13 protein-coding genes, 1 tRNA gene and 1 riboswitch are annotated in these 14,878 nt (G+C 65.1%); of the genes, 4 read left to right on the top strand and 10 right to left on the bottom strand.

Translation table 11 applies throughout. The features are described 5' to 3' along the window. Position 1 precedes the first annotated feature (1 nt). Entirely contained in the window at positions 2–1,267 is a 1,266-nt protein-coding gene (tyrS, locus tag FMZ75_RS05750) for a tyrosine--tRNA ligase (protein ID WP_166141660.1), read from the bottom strand. 352 nt (positions 1,268–1,619) lie between these two features. Further along, positions 1,620–3,203, bottom strand: coding sequence for an aromatic/alkene monooxygenase hydroxylase subunit alpha (mmoX, locus tag FMZ75_RS05755; RefSeq protein ID WP_166141661.1), 1,584 nt, complete (start codon positions 3,201–3,203; stop codon positions 1,620–1,622). Between the two features lie 530 nt (positions 3,204–3,733). Here mmoX and FMZ75_RS05760 point away from each other — a divergent pair. After that, entirely contained in the window at positions 3,734–4,969 is a 1,236-nt protein-coding gene (locus tag FMZ75_RS05760) for a hypothetical protein (protein ID WP_166141662.1), read from the top strand. 41 nt (positions 4,970–5,010) lie between these two features. Here FMZ75_RS05760 and FMZ75_RS05765 read toward each other — a convergent pair whose 3' ends face one another. The 7 genes from FMZ75_RS05765 to pal form a co-directional block, all read right to left on the bottom strand. Next, positions 5,011–5,418: a hypothetical protein gene (locus tag FMZ75_RS05765; protein ID WP_166141663.1), complete on the bottom strand. Its 408-nt coding sequence runs from the start codon at positions 5,416–5,418 to the stop codon at positions 5,011–5,013. Positions 5,419–5,584: 166 nt separating this feature from the next. Continuing rightward, positions 5,585–6,367, bottom strand: coding sequence for a DUF2076 domain-containing protein (locus tag FMZ75_RS05770; protein ID WP_166141664.1), 783 nt, complete (start codon positions 6,365–6,367; stop codon positions 5,585–5,587). Positions 6,368–6,481: 114 nt separating this feature from the next. Beyond that, positions 6,482–7,606, bottom strand: coding sequence for a glutamate 5-kinase (proB, locus tag FMZ75_RS05775; RefSeq protein WP_166141665.1), 1,125 nt, complete (start codon positions 7,604–7,606; stop codon positions 6,482–6,484). 162 nt (positions 7,607–7,768) lie between these two features. Then, a complete protein-coding gene (locus tag FMZ75_RS05780; RefSeq protein ID WP_166141666.1) occupies positions 7,769–8,527 on the bottom strand; it encodes a DUF3142 domain-containing protein in 759 nt (252 codons plus the stop codon). Further along, positions 8,497–10,614, bottom strand: a complete 2,118-nt coding sequence (locus tag FMZ75_RS05785) for a hypothetical protein (protein WP_166141667.1) — start codon at positions 10,612–10,614, stop codon at positions 8,497–8,499. The genes FMZ75_RS05780 and FMZ75_RS05785 overlap by 31 nt, the downstream gene beginning before the upstream one ends. A 122-nt stretch (positions 10,615–10,736) precedes the next feature. After that, positions 10,737–10,813: transfer RNA gene (locus FMZ75_RS05790), tRNA-Trp, on the bottom strand. Positions 10,814–10,901: 88 nt separating this feature from the next. Then, the gene (gene pal, locus FMZ75_RS05795; RefSeq protein ID WP_142863779.1) at positions 10,902–11,423 is read right to left on the bottom strand and encodes a peptidoglycan-associated lipoprotein Pal; all 522 of its coding nucleotides are present in this window, start codon (positions 11,421–11,423) and stop codon (positions 10,902–10,904) included. Between the two features lie 310 nt (positions 11,424–11,733). Between pal and FMZ75_RS05800 the strand changes: the two genes are divergently transcribed. From FMZ75_RS05800 to FMZ75_RS05810, 3 genes are all read left to right on the top strand, one after another. Beyond that, positions 11,734–12,366 (top strand): hypothetical protein, encoded by a 633-nt coding sequence (locus FMZ75_RS05800; RefSeq protein WP_246728791.1) that lies wholly within the window; start codon positions 11,734–11,736, stop codon positions 12,364–12,366. Positions 12,367–12,441: 75 nt separating this feature from the next. Further along, positions 12,442–12,504, top strand: a riboswitch (Fluoride riboswitch). Between the two features lie 62 nt (positions 12,505–12,566). After that, positions 12,567–13,013: a hypothetical protein gene (locus tag FMZ75_RS05805; RefSeq protein WP_142863777.1), complete on the top strand. Its 447-nt coding sequence runs from the start codon at positions 12,567–12,569 to the stop codon at positions 13,011–13,013. Between the two features lie 133 nt (positions 13,014–13,146). Further along, on the top strand, positions 13,147–13,596 hold the full coding sequence (locus FMZ75_RS05810; RefSeq protein WP_166141669.1) for a hypothetical protein: 450 nt from the start codon (positions 13,147–13,149) through the stop codon (positions 13,594–13,596). Between the two features lie 36 nt (positions 13,597–13,632). Here FMZ75_RS05810 and FMZ75_RS05815 read toward each other — a convergent pair whose 3' ends face one another. Further along, entirely contained in the window at positions 13,633–14,598 is a 966-nt protein-coding gene (locus FMZ75_RS05815) for an alpha/beta fold hydrolase (protein WP_166141670.1), read from the bottom strand. Between the last annotated feature and the right edge of the window lie 280 nt (positions 14,599–14,878).

The raw sequence follows: 14,878 nt of genomic DNA on the forward strand, positions 1-14,878 counted from the left end.
CCTATTCCTCGCCGCGCTCCAGAAGCACATGCTTCTTCTTGCCGAGCGACAATTTGGCGACGCCCTCGGCGAAATCCTTCTCCGATAGCACGGCCTTCTCGTCCGTCACCGCAGCGTCATTGAGGCGCAGGCCGCCGGCCTTGATCTGCCGCCGCGCCTCGCCAGTGGAGGCGACGAGCCCGGCTTTCACAAAGGCGGTGAGCACGCCGATCCCCGCAGCCACCTCGCTCGCCGCCACTGCGACCTTGGGCAGAGAAAGCGCCAGCGCGCCTTCCTCGAACGTGCGGCGCGCCGTCTCGGCGGCGAGCTCGGCCGCCTCACGCCCATGCAGAAGCGCGGTCGCCTCGGTGGCGAGAATCTTCTTCGCCTCGTTGATCTCGGCTCCGCCGAGCGCGGCGAGCTTCTCGATCTCGTCCAGAGGCAGGAGGGTGAACAGCTTCAGGAAGCGGACGACGTCCGCATCCTCCGTATTGCGCCAATATTGCCAATAATCGTAGGGCGCGAGCATGGCGGCGTCGAGCCAGACGGCGCCCGCCGCCGTCTTGCCCATTTTGGCGCCGGAGGAGGTGGTGAGCAGCGGCGCGGTCAGCGCATAGAGCTGATGCGTCCCGAGCCGGCGGCCGAGATCGACGCCCATGACGATGTTGCCCCATTGATCGGAGCCGCCCATTTGCAGGCTCGCGCCATAGCGCTTGGCGATCTCGACGAAATCATAGGACTGCAGGCACATATAGTTGAATTCGATGAAGGACAGCTCCTGCTCGCGCTCGAGCCGCAGCTTCACCGAATCCATCGACAACATGCGATTGACCGAGAAATGCCGGCCGACGTCGCGCAGAAAATCGATGTAATTGAGCTTGGTCAGCCATTCGGCATTGTCGAGCAGGATCGCATCCGTCTTGCCCGCGCCGAAGGTGAGGAATTTCGCGAAGGTCTTCTGGATCGCCGCTTTATTGGAGTCGATCGTCTCGACAGAGAGCAGCTTGCGGCTCTCGTCCTTGCCGGAAGGGTCGCCGACCCGCGTGGTGCCGCCGCCGACCAGCGGCAGCGGCTTGCCGCCCGTGCGCTGGAGCCAGGAGAGCAGCATGATCGACAAAAGATTGCCGATATGCAGCGAGGCCGCGGTGCAGTCGAAGCCGACATAGGAAACCAACTCGCCGGAGCGGGCTTTTTCGTCCAGCCCCTCGAAATCGGAGCATTGATGGACGAAGCCGCGCGCGATGAGCGTCGCAAGGAAGTCGGATCTGGGGCGGAATGCGTCGGACATGGGTGCAGGGTGTTACGGGGAATGCGGGCGGTGCGCAAGGTGGGGGCGCTGTCGGGCGGGGGCGATTTTGCAGTATCGGGCTCCGCCCAGCCCGGAGCATTTCGGGCTCCCGCACACGAAAAAAGGCCCTCTGAAGACAATCTCCAGAGGGCGAGTCTGTGAGGTAGAGGGTAGCGTTCGGCGGGGTCGAGAAGCGGCGCGCGGGACGCGCAACCTGCTCGGCCAGCCGAAAAAAGCAGCATCGATCAGTTCCGAAATTCCGGCTCTGAAAGTCTCGGGAGTCCTCCTCGAGGGGGGGCTCGCTTCGCCGGGCGCGAGCGTCCGGCGAAGTCAGGGTTGCGACGGGCGAGGATCAGTCGAACTTCGCCAGCGGATCGTGGAAGACGCAGCCGGCGCGCTTGATATCCTCGAGCGTCCACAAATTGTCGCCACGCACATGCGGCTGCGCGATCAGCGTGACGCCGTCGGAGCGCACGCCATGGCCTTCGGCGATGACGTCCGAAAGCTCGCGATCGAGATATTGCTCGAACAGATTCTGGGCCTCGTAGCGCTCGGGCTCCGACAGCCACTGGCGCTCGCCCCAATCATCCGTCAGCGAATGCTTGTGGCCGTTGTATTCGTGAACGCGCAGAGAGCCCGTGCCCTTGGCGAGCGTCGGAATGAACGGCACCTGCGACACGCGGTCGACATAGACCTCGTGGCCGTTCTGGAGCAGCCAAGCGTAGGGGATGAACCCGCTCTTGGGATCCTCGTAGCCGAGCCGCTTCCACTCATTGTAGATCTTGCCGTAGTGATCGGCCCAGCCGGGATAATTCGCCTCGAACCATTCCTGGTCCTGCTCGTCCGGCAGCGACACGCGCGAGAAGCCGAGCGGCCACAGCGCGAAAGCGGCGAGCGCCAGATCGTGATGGGCCCAATAGGCGTCGCGCTTGGCGTCGCGCAGCGAAGCCGGGCTCTCGACGCCATATTTGCCGAGACGTCCGATCCAGATTCCACCCCAATCCTCATAGACCCAGCGGTTCCAGGTCTTCACCCAGGGCTCGACCTTGAACTTGGAGCCATATTCGAACAGATAGCCGAGCGCCGGCGTGAAATATTTCTGCTGCGTCCAGAAGGCGTTGTTGAGATCGGTGTTGAGATATTTGGCCGCCGCCGGATCATTGGCGATCGAGACGATCGTCTGATAGCCGTTCGCCATATGGCGCAGTTCGTCCGTCTCGATCGAGAGGAAAACCGTCGGCGTGATCTCGTCGCCATTGGCGGCAGCCCATTCCGTCACCGCGACAATCAGCGGATTGGTGAAGCAGGCTTCGCCGACGAGCTGCAGATTGATCGAGCATTCCACGGCGTCGCCGGAGATGAATCCGTCGGAGAAGACGCGCTTCATGCCCTTCCACAGCGGGCCGATGGCGCGCGTGCGGCGCGCGTCATTATGGCCGGCCGGGTCGTGATAATGCTTGGAATAATAGTGGTTGATGAAAGCGCATTGATGCGTGTGACGAATCTCGTCGAGCACCTGCGCGAGATAACCGTTCTTCTGCTCGGCGGCGGTGGCCGAATCCCACAGCATCGCCGAACCGGAGATCGCATTATATTCGCCGACCTCGAGGAAGTTCGAGATCACCTTCATCGTCTCGCCCCAGCGAGGATGAATCTTATTGCCGGCGCCGAGGCGCGTGAGGCCGTCGAGCAGCGTGCCGAACTGGCGCTCGTCCTTGGCCGCCTCCATGCGGGCGTATTCCTTGGCGATGACCTTGAACTGCTCCTTGGTCTGGTTCGCCATACGGTATTTGGTCGCGTATTTCGTGCGATTTTGCTTGAAGTCCCAATTGAAGCTCTGCAGCCATTTATGGACTTCCTGCGGCTCGATTCCGACCGGCGCGCGATTGACCTTCAATGCGTCGGTCGACGCATTGGTTGCGAGACTGATAGGCATGTTTCCTCCGCTGGATTTTATCTTGTGACGTCGCTTCGTTCGCGGCTGCCGCACGCGTGGCGTGTCGCGCTTCGCAAAGCAAAGCGCGACACGCCGACGCTCTTGCGGTCCAAAGACCAAAAACAGTTTCGACGTCGGTTCTTTCACAGCAAGGCGTGTGCCGTAATTTCATGGTGACAGAAAAATGAAGCTATCATGCGGTATCAGCAGAATATTTGTGCTTAAATAAAAGACATTTTCGGAAACATATAATACGATAGCATAGATACAGAACGTAAAAATTCATGCATACATGAAACTATGCGATAGTTGATATTATAATCAGAGATTTAAATCAAGTCTCATATTAGAATATTCAATATCATATTTATGCGGTTCGGCGCGCCGCCACGCGACATGTGACGAATTGCTGAATTGACGCCGAATTGGCGATTCGTGGCTCGCTCGCGATCAGAGTCTCGTCGTCGCCATGACGCGTGACGCTCTTCCTGCTAGCTTGCGGGTCACCGCGATCGACGAGGCGGGTGTCGATGAAGTCGAGCAATGTCGTTTTCGTCCATGGCCTGATGGGTTGGGGGCCGAATGATCTCGGCGGGCTTCCCTATTGGGGCGACGCTCCGGCGCAATTTGCGCCGCGCTTTCGCACCCATCTCGCCAAATGCGGGCCGCTCAATTCGGTCCATGATTGCGCCTGCGAGCTATTCGCGCAGATCGTCGGCGCGCGCATCGATTATGGCGAGAGCCATAGCGCCGGCGCCGGCCATGCGCGTTTCTCGCGCGATTACGCCGGCCGCGGCTTCGTCGATGGCTGGTCGGCCGACAATCCGGTGATACTGATCGGCCACAGCGCCGGCGCTCAGACCTGCCGGATGCTGCAAAATCTTCTGGCTCGGGATTTCTGGGGCGTCGGGTCGAGCGCCGATTGGGTGGAGGCGATCGTCGCCATCTCCGGCCCGCTCAATGGCTCGACGCTCGCCTATCGTTATTGCGACGAAGAGCAGGGCAAGCCGAAACTGCTGCCGAGCGCGCTGGTTGCCGGCGCGCTCGCCGTCGTTTCCGCTTTGTCCAGCGTCGGGGCATCGCGCCTCTATGATCTGCATCTCGATCATTGGGCGCATGAGGACGACAGCGGCGCGGCGTTCTTGAGGCGGCTGGATGCGACCCGCTTCGTCGAGAGCGGCGACAATCTGGGCTTCGACGTCACCTTGCACGGCGCCGCGCGCCTCAATCAGACGATGGAGACATTCGAGAATTGTCTCTATCTCGCATTGGTTTCCTCCGCGACGCGCGAGGAACGGTTTTTTAATTTGCAGTTTCTGAGCGCGCGGCATCGCCCCGATCGCACCATGGATCTGACGATGCGGGACTCGGCCGCCTATATCGCGACACGGCCGGAGTTTTCGGCGCCTCCGACGCCGGATTGGGGAAGCGGCGATTTGACGATGGCGCTCTGGCGAGAGAACGACGGCGTGGTCAATACGATTTCGCAGCTCTATCCGTTCATCGGCCGCGCGCATCCGGTCGGCGGTGAAGGGATATTCGGTTTCGAGGATCGCATCGAGCCCGGCAAATGGCGCTGGCATCGGCTCGACGAAATTTTCGGGCGGTCTTTCGACCACAATGACGCGACGCATGGCGCGCGCATGAAGCCTTGCGAGAAGGACCGGAGGGAGGCTCAACGGGAGCTTTATCGCAAGATCGCCGATTTTCTTGCGGCGTTCGATGCGGCGCGCGACGAAACGATCATTCGAAGGCAAATTGCATAAAGATGAGGATTGCCGTGAGGCGACGGCAATCCTCGGGCGCGTCAAAGCGGATTTGACGCTCTTAAGGAAGAGCCGCGCGTCGAGGCGCGGCGGGTTTCGATGATGGCGAGACGCCTTTCCAGACCTTGGATCGCTTTGACGACGCCGCCGAGCGTCGGCGCAGCCGCGGGAAGAGAAGCGACGGCGCGGCGAAGGGCCGACACCTCCGCCCGCAGTTCCTCGAACGCCGCCGCGTCGATCGGCGTGGGGCGGCGCTCCTTGTCGATCGATGCGGTCACATCCTTCGGCGCGGAAACTCTGGCGGCGATCTCCGCCGGCGGCAGCCAAACGAGAGGATCGGAGGCCGAAGCCGACGTGGATTTCGGAGATTGTGGCGCGCCGAGCGCTTCTCTTTGCCCGACGAAGGCGAAACCGACCAAAAAAACAAGCGTGGTGAAGAATAGCGACATAGCTCTCTCCTCGAGAATCGATAATTCGACGAACCGGGAGACGCTGACGATTTCAACTGGGGAAGGCTGGCTCAGCTTGGTTAACAGAGGCTCAACGATGCGCCAAAAAAATCGCGGCGCGCTCGGGAGCGCGCCGCTCGAGAATTCTCGCCTCGGAGAAGGCGGCTCACACGTCGAAGCCGCCGTCCCCGCCGCCGTCGTCATAGCCGCCGACATCGGTGTCGTAATCGGCGCTCTGCACATCGGGGGCGCTGGGCTCCGGGCCGCCATAGCCGGCGTCGGGATAGCCGCCCTGGTCGCCGTAGTAATTGTTGATGATCGTGTCGCCGCCGCTGCTCGCGTGCTCGAAGCCCGAGCCGATGCCGAGATTGCTCCCCGCGCCGCCCATGCCGCCGCCGTGGAACAGGCCGCGGATCGAGTCGGCGAGCAGCACGCCGCCGGCGACGCCGGCCGCCGTGCCCAGCGCGCCCTTCAAGAAGCCGCCGCCGCCGGGGGCCGCCGCCGCCTGCTGAGGCGGATAGGCCTGCGGGGCGTAGCCGGGAGGCGGGGCCGCATAGCCCGGCGCCCCGGCCGGAGCCGCGCCCCAGGGGCCGCCCTGCTGCTGCGGGTAGCCGGGCTGCTGGCCGTAGCCCGGAGGCGGGGCGGGACGCGGCGGGGGCGGGGCCTGGCGCTGAGCGCCGCCGAACAAGCCGCCCAAAAATCCGCCGGACTGCTGCGGACGGCTCTCGAGCTCCTTCACGCGGCTGTCCAGCTCCTGCAGACGTTGATTGGCCGCCTGCAGCGCCTGATCCTGCACCAGCACCGTCTGCGCCAGCAGATAGGGCGCGCCGGGCTGCGACTTCAGCTGCTCGGCGATGAAACTCTCCGCCTCCTGATCGCGCTGAGCGCCGGAGGCGCTGCGCGTACGCTCGAACAAACCGGCGAGCAGTTGGCGTTCTTCGGGTGACATGTGTCTCTCCCAGTTGGAACCAGCCCTCTTCGCGGGCGTGGCGCCAGAAATATGGGAGCGCTTTTTCGCTCTCACAAGGGCTGCGGCTGCGGTCGAGCCCGAGATTTTGCCGGCTCAGTCGCCGGCGAGCGCCATGTCGTCGCGGTGGATGATCTCGTCCGGGCCCTTGAAGCCGAGCAGCCCTTCTATGTCGCGGGACGAGCGGCCGATGATGCGGGCCGCATCGAGCGCGTCGTAAGTGACGAGACCGCGGCCGATTTCGCCGCCCGAAGGATTGCGGATCACGACGCAATCGCCACGCGCGAAGCCGCCTTCCAGAGCGGTGACGCCGGCCGGCAGCAGGCTCTTGCCGGAGAAGAGCGCGCGTTCCGCGCCTTCGTCCACATGCACGACGCCCTTGGGCTCGAGCGAGCCGGCGATCCATTTTTTTCGCGCCGTCACCGGCGTGGAGGGGGTCAAGAACCAGCTGCAAGGCCCGCCCGCGGCGATTCGCGAGAGCGGCGCCTCGACCCGGCCGTCGGCGATGACCATATGCGCGCCGCCCGTGGTCGCGATCTTGGCCGCCTCGATCTTGGTGCGCATTCCGCCCCGCGAAAATTGCGAGGCGGCGCCGCCGGCCATCGCCTCCACCTCCGCCGTGACGCGCGGCACGATCTCGAGCAGTTTCGCATCGGGATTGCTCGCCGGCGGGGCCGTGTAGAGCCCGTCCACATCCGAGAGCAGCACCAAGAGATCGGCGCTCGCCATCGTCGCGACGCGAGCAGCGAGGCGGTCATTGTCGCCATAACGAATTTCGGAAGTGGCGACGGTGTCGTTCTCGTTGATGACCGGCACGGCGCGCAACGCCAGCAGACGGGTCAGACATTCGCGCGCGTAGAGATAGCGGCGGCGCTCCTCCGTATCGCCGAATGTCACGAGAATCTGCCCCGCAGTGACGCCGATCTCGCCCAAAGTCTCCGCCCATATGCGGGCGAGGGCGATCTGCCCGACGGCGGCGGCGGCCTGGCTGTCTTCCAGCGGCAGCGGGCCGGAGGGCAGGCCGAGCACGCTGCGTCCCAGCGCCACCGCGCCCGAGGACACGACGAGAACATCGGCGCCGCGACGATGCAGGGAGGCGAGATCGCCGGCGAGCCGCGCCAGCCACTCGCGCTTCACCTTCGCCTCGCGCGGATCGACGAGCAGAGAGGAGCCGACCTTGACGACGATGCGGCGGAAGGAATCGAGCTTGGGGCGTTGCACGGAAGACCAGTCGGTTGGCGGAGGAGGAATGCGGCGACTTATAGCCCTTCCGCGCAGAAAGCCTACCCCATGGCCGCCGGCGAATGGAAACCCGCGTGAAACGAAGGAGATATTTTCAGCCGCGCATTCGACGCCGGGCGCCGTCATGCTTTCGGCCCGGCTTCACCGTGCGATCGACGCGCCGCGATTGCGCAGGAAGACGACATAGCCGAGAAAATTCGGGCGTTGCGCCAGAGCGCGCGGCGGCGACCATTCCGCCCCTTCGGCGAGGCCGAGGCGATAGGGAATGCGGAGCCGACCGAGCCGCGCGAGATAGGCGTCGATATTCTCGACCGTCTGCGCGCCGCGATAGGTCTGAAAGACGAGTTCGTCGACGCTTCCGGCCAGCGCGTTCAAATCCTCGGGCGAGGCCTGCGACGCCCAATCCATGAGGCCGGTAACGCCGAGCGCGCAACTCTCCGGCAGTTCCCGGCGCAAGGCCCGCAAAAAGGCGGCATAATTCTGCAAGCCGCGCGTCGCCGCGTCGAAATCGATCTGCACGCCGGCGACAGGGCCCGGCTGCGCACGCCAGGCCTCGAGCCGACGGCGAATCTGGGCGACGATCTGCGGCGGCCAATCGAGGCTGCGCACGCGATAGACGAGCCAGAGAGTCGCTTTGTGCGGGCCGGGCTCGGTGACGCCTTGCGCCTTCATGCGGACAAAGCCGTTGCGATCTGGCCCGATCTCGCCCGAATGCAGATAGATGGTCTTCGCCGCAGCGAGTTCGGCGCGCCCTCTGACGCCGGCCCAGAGCCAGAAGGCGTCGTAATCCGCCGCCTGCACGCGAGGGCCGGCCGCGGCGGCGGAGGCCGCGAGCAGGGCGCCGAGCGCGAGGAGAAAGACCGCTTTCGTCACCAGTAATATTGCAGGCCGCGCGCCCATTGCGTCGCGCCATAACGTGATTTCAGCGTCTGGAACCACGCCTTTCGCTGCGCCTTGTCGACGTCCTTGCCGCCGCAGTCGTTGCTGCCCGCCGGCGCATAGCAATTGATGGCGCGATAGAGCGCATAGGCTCTGTCGGCGTCTTTCGTCGCCGGATCGGCGATCAGCCGCTGATAGACGTCGCCGCGCGAAAAGGGCTCGCCGGGGAAGATGGCTTTGGCGCCGCCCAATTCATCCGCGGCGGGACGCCAGGCGTCGAAGCGGGCGAAGCCGGAACGGCGGACGAAATCGCCGAGGCAGAGCAGCCCATGCGACGAGCGCGGATCGGCGGCGAGTTCGGCGACCACCGCTTTGGGCGCCGGGCATTTGTACGACTCGTTCGCGGGCGACGAGAGGAAGATCGCCGATTTGGGAAGATCGGAGACGTCCGGCGCCGCGGCGTCGTCCTCGGCGAGGCCCTCGGGCGAGAAGTCGCGCAGGAAATTCGCATACTGGCCGCGCGTCGCCTCCTTGTAGAGGAGCAGGAATCGGGCGAGCTTTCTCTCTTCCGCGCTCGCCTGCGGATCGGCGACGGCCATGCGCAGCAGAATCGGCCCCGCCGTATGGCGCAGCAGGATCGCGCGAATGCGCGGCGAGGCGAGCCGCGTCTCCGGCAAAAAGACCTTGTTGGCCATGCCGGCGCGCTCATAGCTCATGGCGAGGCCGAGCTCGACCGCTTCTCTCCACAAGGGATTGGCGAGGGTCCCGCGCAATTTCGTCCAATGCTCGATCGCCGCCGGAAATTGCCCGGAGGCCATCAGCGCCTGACCGCGCAAAACCTCGCGGCTGAAGGCGACATAGGAGCGCGGCGTCGCATTGGGCGCTCCGAGCGCCTGCAGCGTCGCCGAGAAATCGCGATCGGCGTAATAGGCGCGCGCGGCTTTCAGAAAGCCGAACAATTCCTCGCGGCCGGCGAAGACGGACGCCTCGGCGTCGAGCGCAGCGGCGGAGAGACTCTTTTCGGCGCCGTCGGCGCGCAGCTTCATCAGATCTTGCGTCGCCAGCAGGATCGGATCGCGGCTCTCATGATCTTTGGCGGCGGTCAAATATTTGGCGTCGATCTCCTGCACCAGATCGACGCCGTCGAGACCGGTCCTCGCGCCGCTCTCTTGCGCGATCTGTCGGCCGTATTCGGCCGCAAGACGCTCCTCGTCCGCCGCCAGCCAATAGACGCGCCGCAACAGGCCCTGCGCCGAAGCGGCGTAGCGCCCCGCCGGATAGGATTTGAGATAGGTCTGAAACGCCGTCTGCGCCGCCGTCAGCGTGGCGCGATCGGTCACATTGGGCGCGGCGGTCCCGTCGAAATCGGCGAAGGCGCCGATCTGCGCCTTGTTGAGCAAGGCGCGGGCGGTCATGTAACGCGCCGCTTCGCGCAGCCAGGCGTTGCGCGCCGAATCGAGCTTGCCGAAACGCGCCAGCGCAGAATCGAAATCGCCCTCGTAGAAAGCGTCGGCGCCGGCGAGATAGGAGGCGAATTCTTGCGCCGTCGCGGCGGAGGGCGCGATTTGCGCGAGCGCGGCCGGAAGAGCGGCGGAGTCGGGCTTTTTGCCGCGGCAGGAGGGGGCGATCTCGGCGCGCGCCGCGGTCAGCGCCCGGCGCTCCTCGGGGGAAAGCGCAGGCTCGGCCTCGACCGCGGCCGCAAAAGCGATACGCCCGGACTCCATCGAGACGCAGCGCGTTCCCTCGCCGTCGGCGAAGGCGCTCTGCGCCCCGTCTTTCCCGCGTCGCGCGGCGGCGGCGGTTCGGCAGGCGTCGGTAAAATCGGGCCGCGGAAACAGCACGGAGGAATAGAAGTCGATCTTTTCGACGCCTTTCGAGACGGCCTCGTCCTCGGGCCGCAGCTTCGGATCGCCGTCGATCATCAAAAAGAGAAGATTGAGCCTACTGTCATTGGCGGGATTGAGAAAGGGCATGGCGCCTAGACCGGCGTAGCCCTTTTGATCGAGCGCCCAGCGCTCGGGAGAGGGGTCGCCTCCGCCACATGCGCGAGCCGCGCCGGCGACGATCAGAAAGACGAGGCAGAAGGCCGCCGAGAGGAGAGGGCGCATCGAAACGATCCCGATTACGAAACGCGCGCGGAACTCGGCCGAAGGCTCGCGATTCTCACCTGCGTCGAGAGGCGCCGCCCGTCGCCGTCTCGGAGTTCGGCTGGAGTGGAAGCCCGCAAGACTGGCAGGAGTGGAGGGACTCGAACCCCCAACCCCCGGTTTTGGAGACCGGTGCTCTAGCCGATTGAGCTACACTCCTGCGGTGACGGCGCGCCGTCGGGGCTCTCAATGCCGCATCACGGCCGCTGATGCAAGCGCCGGGGAGGGGCCTCGGCGCATTTTGCGGGTCAAGAATTGCCGCCCGACAGCACGGTGACGGCGCGGCGGTTCTGCGACCAGCAGGAAATGTCGTCGCAGACCGCGACCGGCCGCTCCTTGCCGAAGCTGGTCGTGCGGATGCGCGCCGCGGCGAGCCCGCGCGAGGCGAGATAGCTCTTCACCACCTCGGCGCGGCGAGCGCCGAGCGCGAAATTATATTCGCGCGTGCCACGCTCGTCGGCATGGCCTTCCACGGTGAAGGAATAGCGGCCATAGCGTTGCAGCCAGTCGGCCTGCTTGTCGAGCGTCGCCTGCGCCGTCGGCGTCAGTTCGCTCGAATCGGTCTCGAAATAGACTCGGTCGCCGACATTGACGACGAAATCCTGCGGGCTTCCGGGCGCCGCATAGCCGCCGCGGCCATTGGCGCCGGCGAGCGCGGCGTTCTCATCCTCGGCGTTCTTGGCGCAGGCGGAGAGCGAGACAGCCGCCAGAACGGCGACGGCGAAGCGCAGGGCGCGCGCGGCGGAAAGCAATGCCAAGTCCTCGGCCATGACCTCGAATCTCCTCTGACGACGGCTGTCGTCGCCAGTCCTATCCGCGCAGGGGTTAAGCGAAGGTTCCGTCAACCTTGACGAAAGCTTGTCGCGTCCCGATGCGGCGCGCGAAATGTCGGCAAGGTTAACGTGAGCTCGATCGTCGATGCGATCCGTGGCGCGAGTGAGGCGAAAACGCGGCGCGAAAGAAGTCGCGCGCACGAAATCCCGCGCACAGGGAATTGCTTATGGGGAATGCGGGGGCTGGACCGCATCGCGGATCATTGTTAGCAGTTCGTTCATCATGTGGCGGGGGAAATTGAAGACGATGCGCGATTCGAAACGCTCCGCCTTCGGCGTTTGCGCGGCGCTCGGCGCCCTGGCGCTCGCCGGCTGCGTCGATACGGCGGTCGAGATCGGCCAGCCGCGCCCGGAGCAGCTCGCTCAGCGGCGGCGCGCGACGCCGCGTCCCGGCGTCAGCCCGCGCGGCGCGCCGATCACGCTCGCCAGTCTCGAAGGCGCGCCGGAGGATGCGCTCGCGCGTTTCCGTCCGGCTTTCGCCCGCGCCGCCGAGAGTCGCGACATCGCCTCCGCCGTCGAGCCGGACGCCGCCTATCGTCTGCGCGGCTATCTCACCGCCTATGCCGGCGCCGAAGGGGCGACGCGCTTCGCTTATGTGTTCGACGTCTTCGACCGCAACGGACGGCGCGCGCATCGTCTCACCGACGAGGTCGCCGTGAAGGGCGTGGGCGATCCCTGGACGCTGCTCGACGAAAAGGCGCTCGCCGAGGTCGCGGCGCGCGGCGCCGACGAGCTCGCCGCTTTTCTCAGCGACACGCCCGAGGCGATCGCCGCCGCCGCCGGCAATGACGCCGGAGTGACCATCGCCGCCGCGACGCGCTCGGAGCCGGCGCCGGCGCGAACCGCCGAAAAGCCATTGGGCTTCGCCGACGCGAAGTGAGCGCCTCGGCCGGCGTTGACGACCTCGCCGGCTTTAGGTATCGAATTATGACATAAGGGCGCGCGGGCGATAGCCGGCGCGCCAGGGGATGGGGTGCCCCCTATAACCGCCGAAAAGGCTGATGACTCCTGCTCTATGTCCGACGATCGGCGAGATCGGCGAACCCGGGCGCTCGCGCGCCTATATGCAGGAGGAAACAGATGAATCAGGATCTCTCGGTTTTCGTCACCCCTTTCGCCCTCGTCATCGGATGCGCGCTGATCGCCGCCGGCGGCCTCTATTTCATCGACATCCAATTTCTGAAGTCGCGCCTTCAGGCGGTCGCGGCGCTCGTCGCAGGCGCGATTATTCTCGCGGCGCTCGAGGTCGTGCTCGCCGGCAGCAGCGTGTCCTTTTTCAAGGCGCAGCAGGTGCAGACTTCCGCCTGCGAGCTCGAGGGCGAATCGGCGCATCCGGAGGCGCGCCTCGGCGTCGACGTCCAGATCATCCACAAGCACATTCTCGCCTGTATGCAGGAGGCCGGCTATGAATGGTCGCCGACGCATCGCAACTGCAAGGATGCGCCGGTCGCCACCAATCCCTATTGCTATCTGCCGGTCGCCGGCTTCGACCGCACGATCACGGCGTTCCAGCTGAGATTCGAATAGAAGCGACGCGGGGGCGAGGCTAAGCTCGCCGTTCGCCTTTGCGGGGCGCTTGCCGGTCGGAGGATATGCTCCATTTGACCTCGAGACAGAGGGGAAGGCGGCGCCCCGTCGGGAAAAGACGGGAGACTTGCCGATGAATGAGGACATTTCCGCCTTCGTTGCGCCGCTGACGCTCATTCTGGGCGGGGGGCTGCTCGCAATCGGCGGCCTCTCCTTCATCGGGATCGATTATTTCGACAGCAAGTTCAAGGCGCGCGTCGCCTTCGCCATCGGCCTCGCCTTCATTGTCGCGACCGAGCTCGTCTTCGTCACCAGCAGCAGCAGCGGGCGCTATTTCGCCGGGCTCAAGATCGACGTCACCGATTGCGAGCTCGACGGCGAGAGCAAGCTGCCCCAGGAGCGGCACAAGAACAGCCGCGTGCTGCATGATCACATCGTCGGCTGCATGGAGCGGCTCGGCTATGAATGGAACGCCGACCACGCGCATTGCAAGGAGGCGAAGATCGCCACCAATTCCTTCTGCTATCTGCCGACTCGGCCGGTGGCGCGAGCGATCGTGCGCTTTCAGACCGCCTTCGAGTGACGAATCCCGCTCTCGCTCGATCGAACGAAACCGCGCTCAGACGCGATCCACCGCCTCACCGGGGACGAAAGCGTCGAAAGCCGCCCAGAACTGCTCGCGCAATTCGTCGCGCTCCATCAGCAATTCGTGACGCGCGCCGGGGAGCTCGATGAGGCTCGCGACCGGAAGCCGCTGAACGAAGCGCTCGATCGCGCGCGAGGACACGATTCGATCGCGTCCGCAGAGAAACGCCATGACCGGCGTGCGCACGGCGCGGGCGTATTGCGGCGCGGCGAACTGCTTCATCAGCCGGAAGGCGGCGTTGATCCAGCCGACCGTCGGATCGCCGATGGCGAGATGCGGCGCGGCGCGCACCACATCGGCGTTGCGGGAAAAGCGCGCAGGATCGGATGTCAGCCGATTGCCCTCGAAGGGCAATTCCTCGAGCGATTTCGGGCCGCCGCCGGGCACATAGACCGCGCCGAGCCCGAACATGTCGAGCGTATCCGCCACGGCGCGCGCGCCGATAGGAAAGCGCAGTCCCTCGAGATCGATCATCGGCGCCGAGACGATGAGGCGATCGAAGGGCGAGCGCGCCGAATGGACGCGATCGAGCAATATGGAGCCGCCCATGGAATGCGCCAGCGCGTGCCAGGGAGACGGGCAGTTCAAGGCCAGAACATCGGTGATGAAGGCGTCGAGATCGCGCTGATAGAGCGCGAAATCGTCGACATGGCCCTTGCGCGGATCGGAAAGATCGCGTTCCGAGCCGCCCTGTCCGCGCCAGTCCAGCGTCACCACATGAAAATCGCGCGCGAGCAGGTCGTTGATCGTCTCGAAATATTTTTCGATGAATTCCGCGCGGCCCTGGAACAGCGCCACTGTGCCGATCGCCCCGCGCGGCGGCGCGAAGCTCGCCGCCCGCAAGCTGCGTCCGTCCGCGGTGCGAATGGCGAAGACCGAGGCGTTGGGCGGTGCGGGATTGTCGGGCGTTCCGATGAGCTGCGTTTCGGTGAGCGGCATGTCGGGCGATCCTGCTGCGGCCGGAAAAGTCGCGGCGAATTTCCGTCTATCGCATGGCTCGCCCGGACGCAAAAGGGCGAAGCTCGGGACGTTGCAGTCGATGGGCGGAGCCTCGGCCGCGGCGTCGACGCCATCGAGCGGACGCGCTCGACAAAATCGCGGCTCCCGTCCCGGCGCCTCTTGCGGGTCGCAAAAGCCGCTCCCACATGGAATTCAGCGCGGGCCGTAGCGGACGCGCTTCATCCCCGGCGCGAGCGGGGACGGGCTCCCCATCGCGCTT

This window comes from Methylosinus sp. RM1 (assembly GCF_011378635.1).
Lineage (GTDB): Bacteria > Pseudomonadota > Alphaproteobacteria > Rhizobiales > Beijerinckiaceae > Methylosinus > Methylosinus sporium.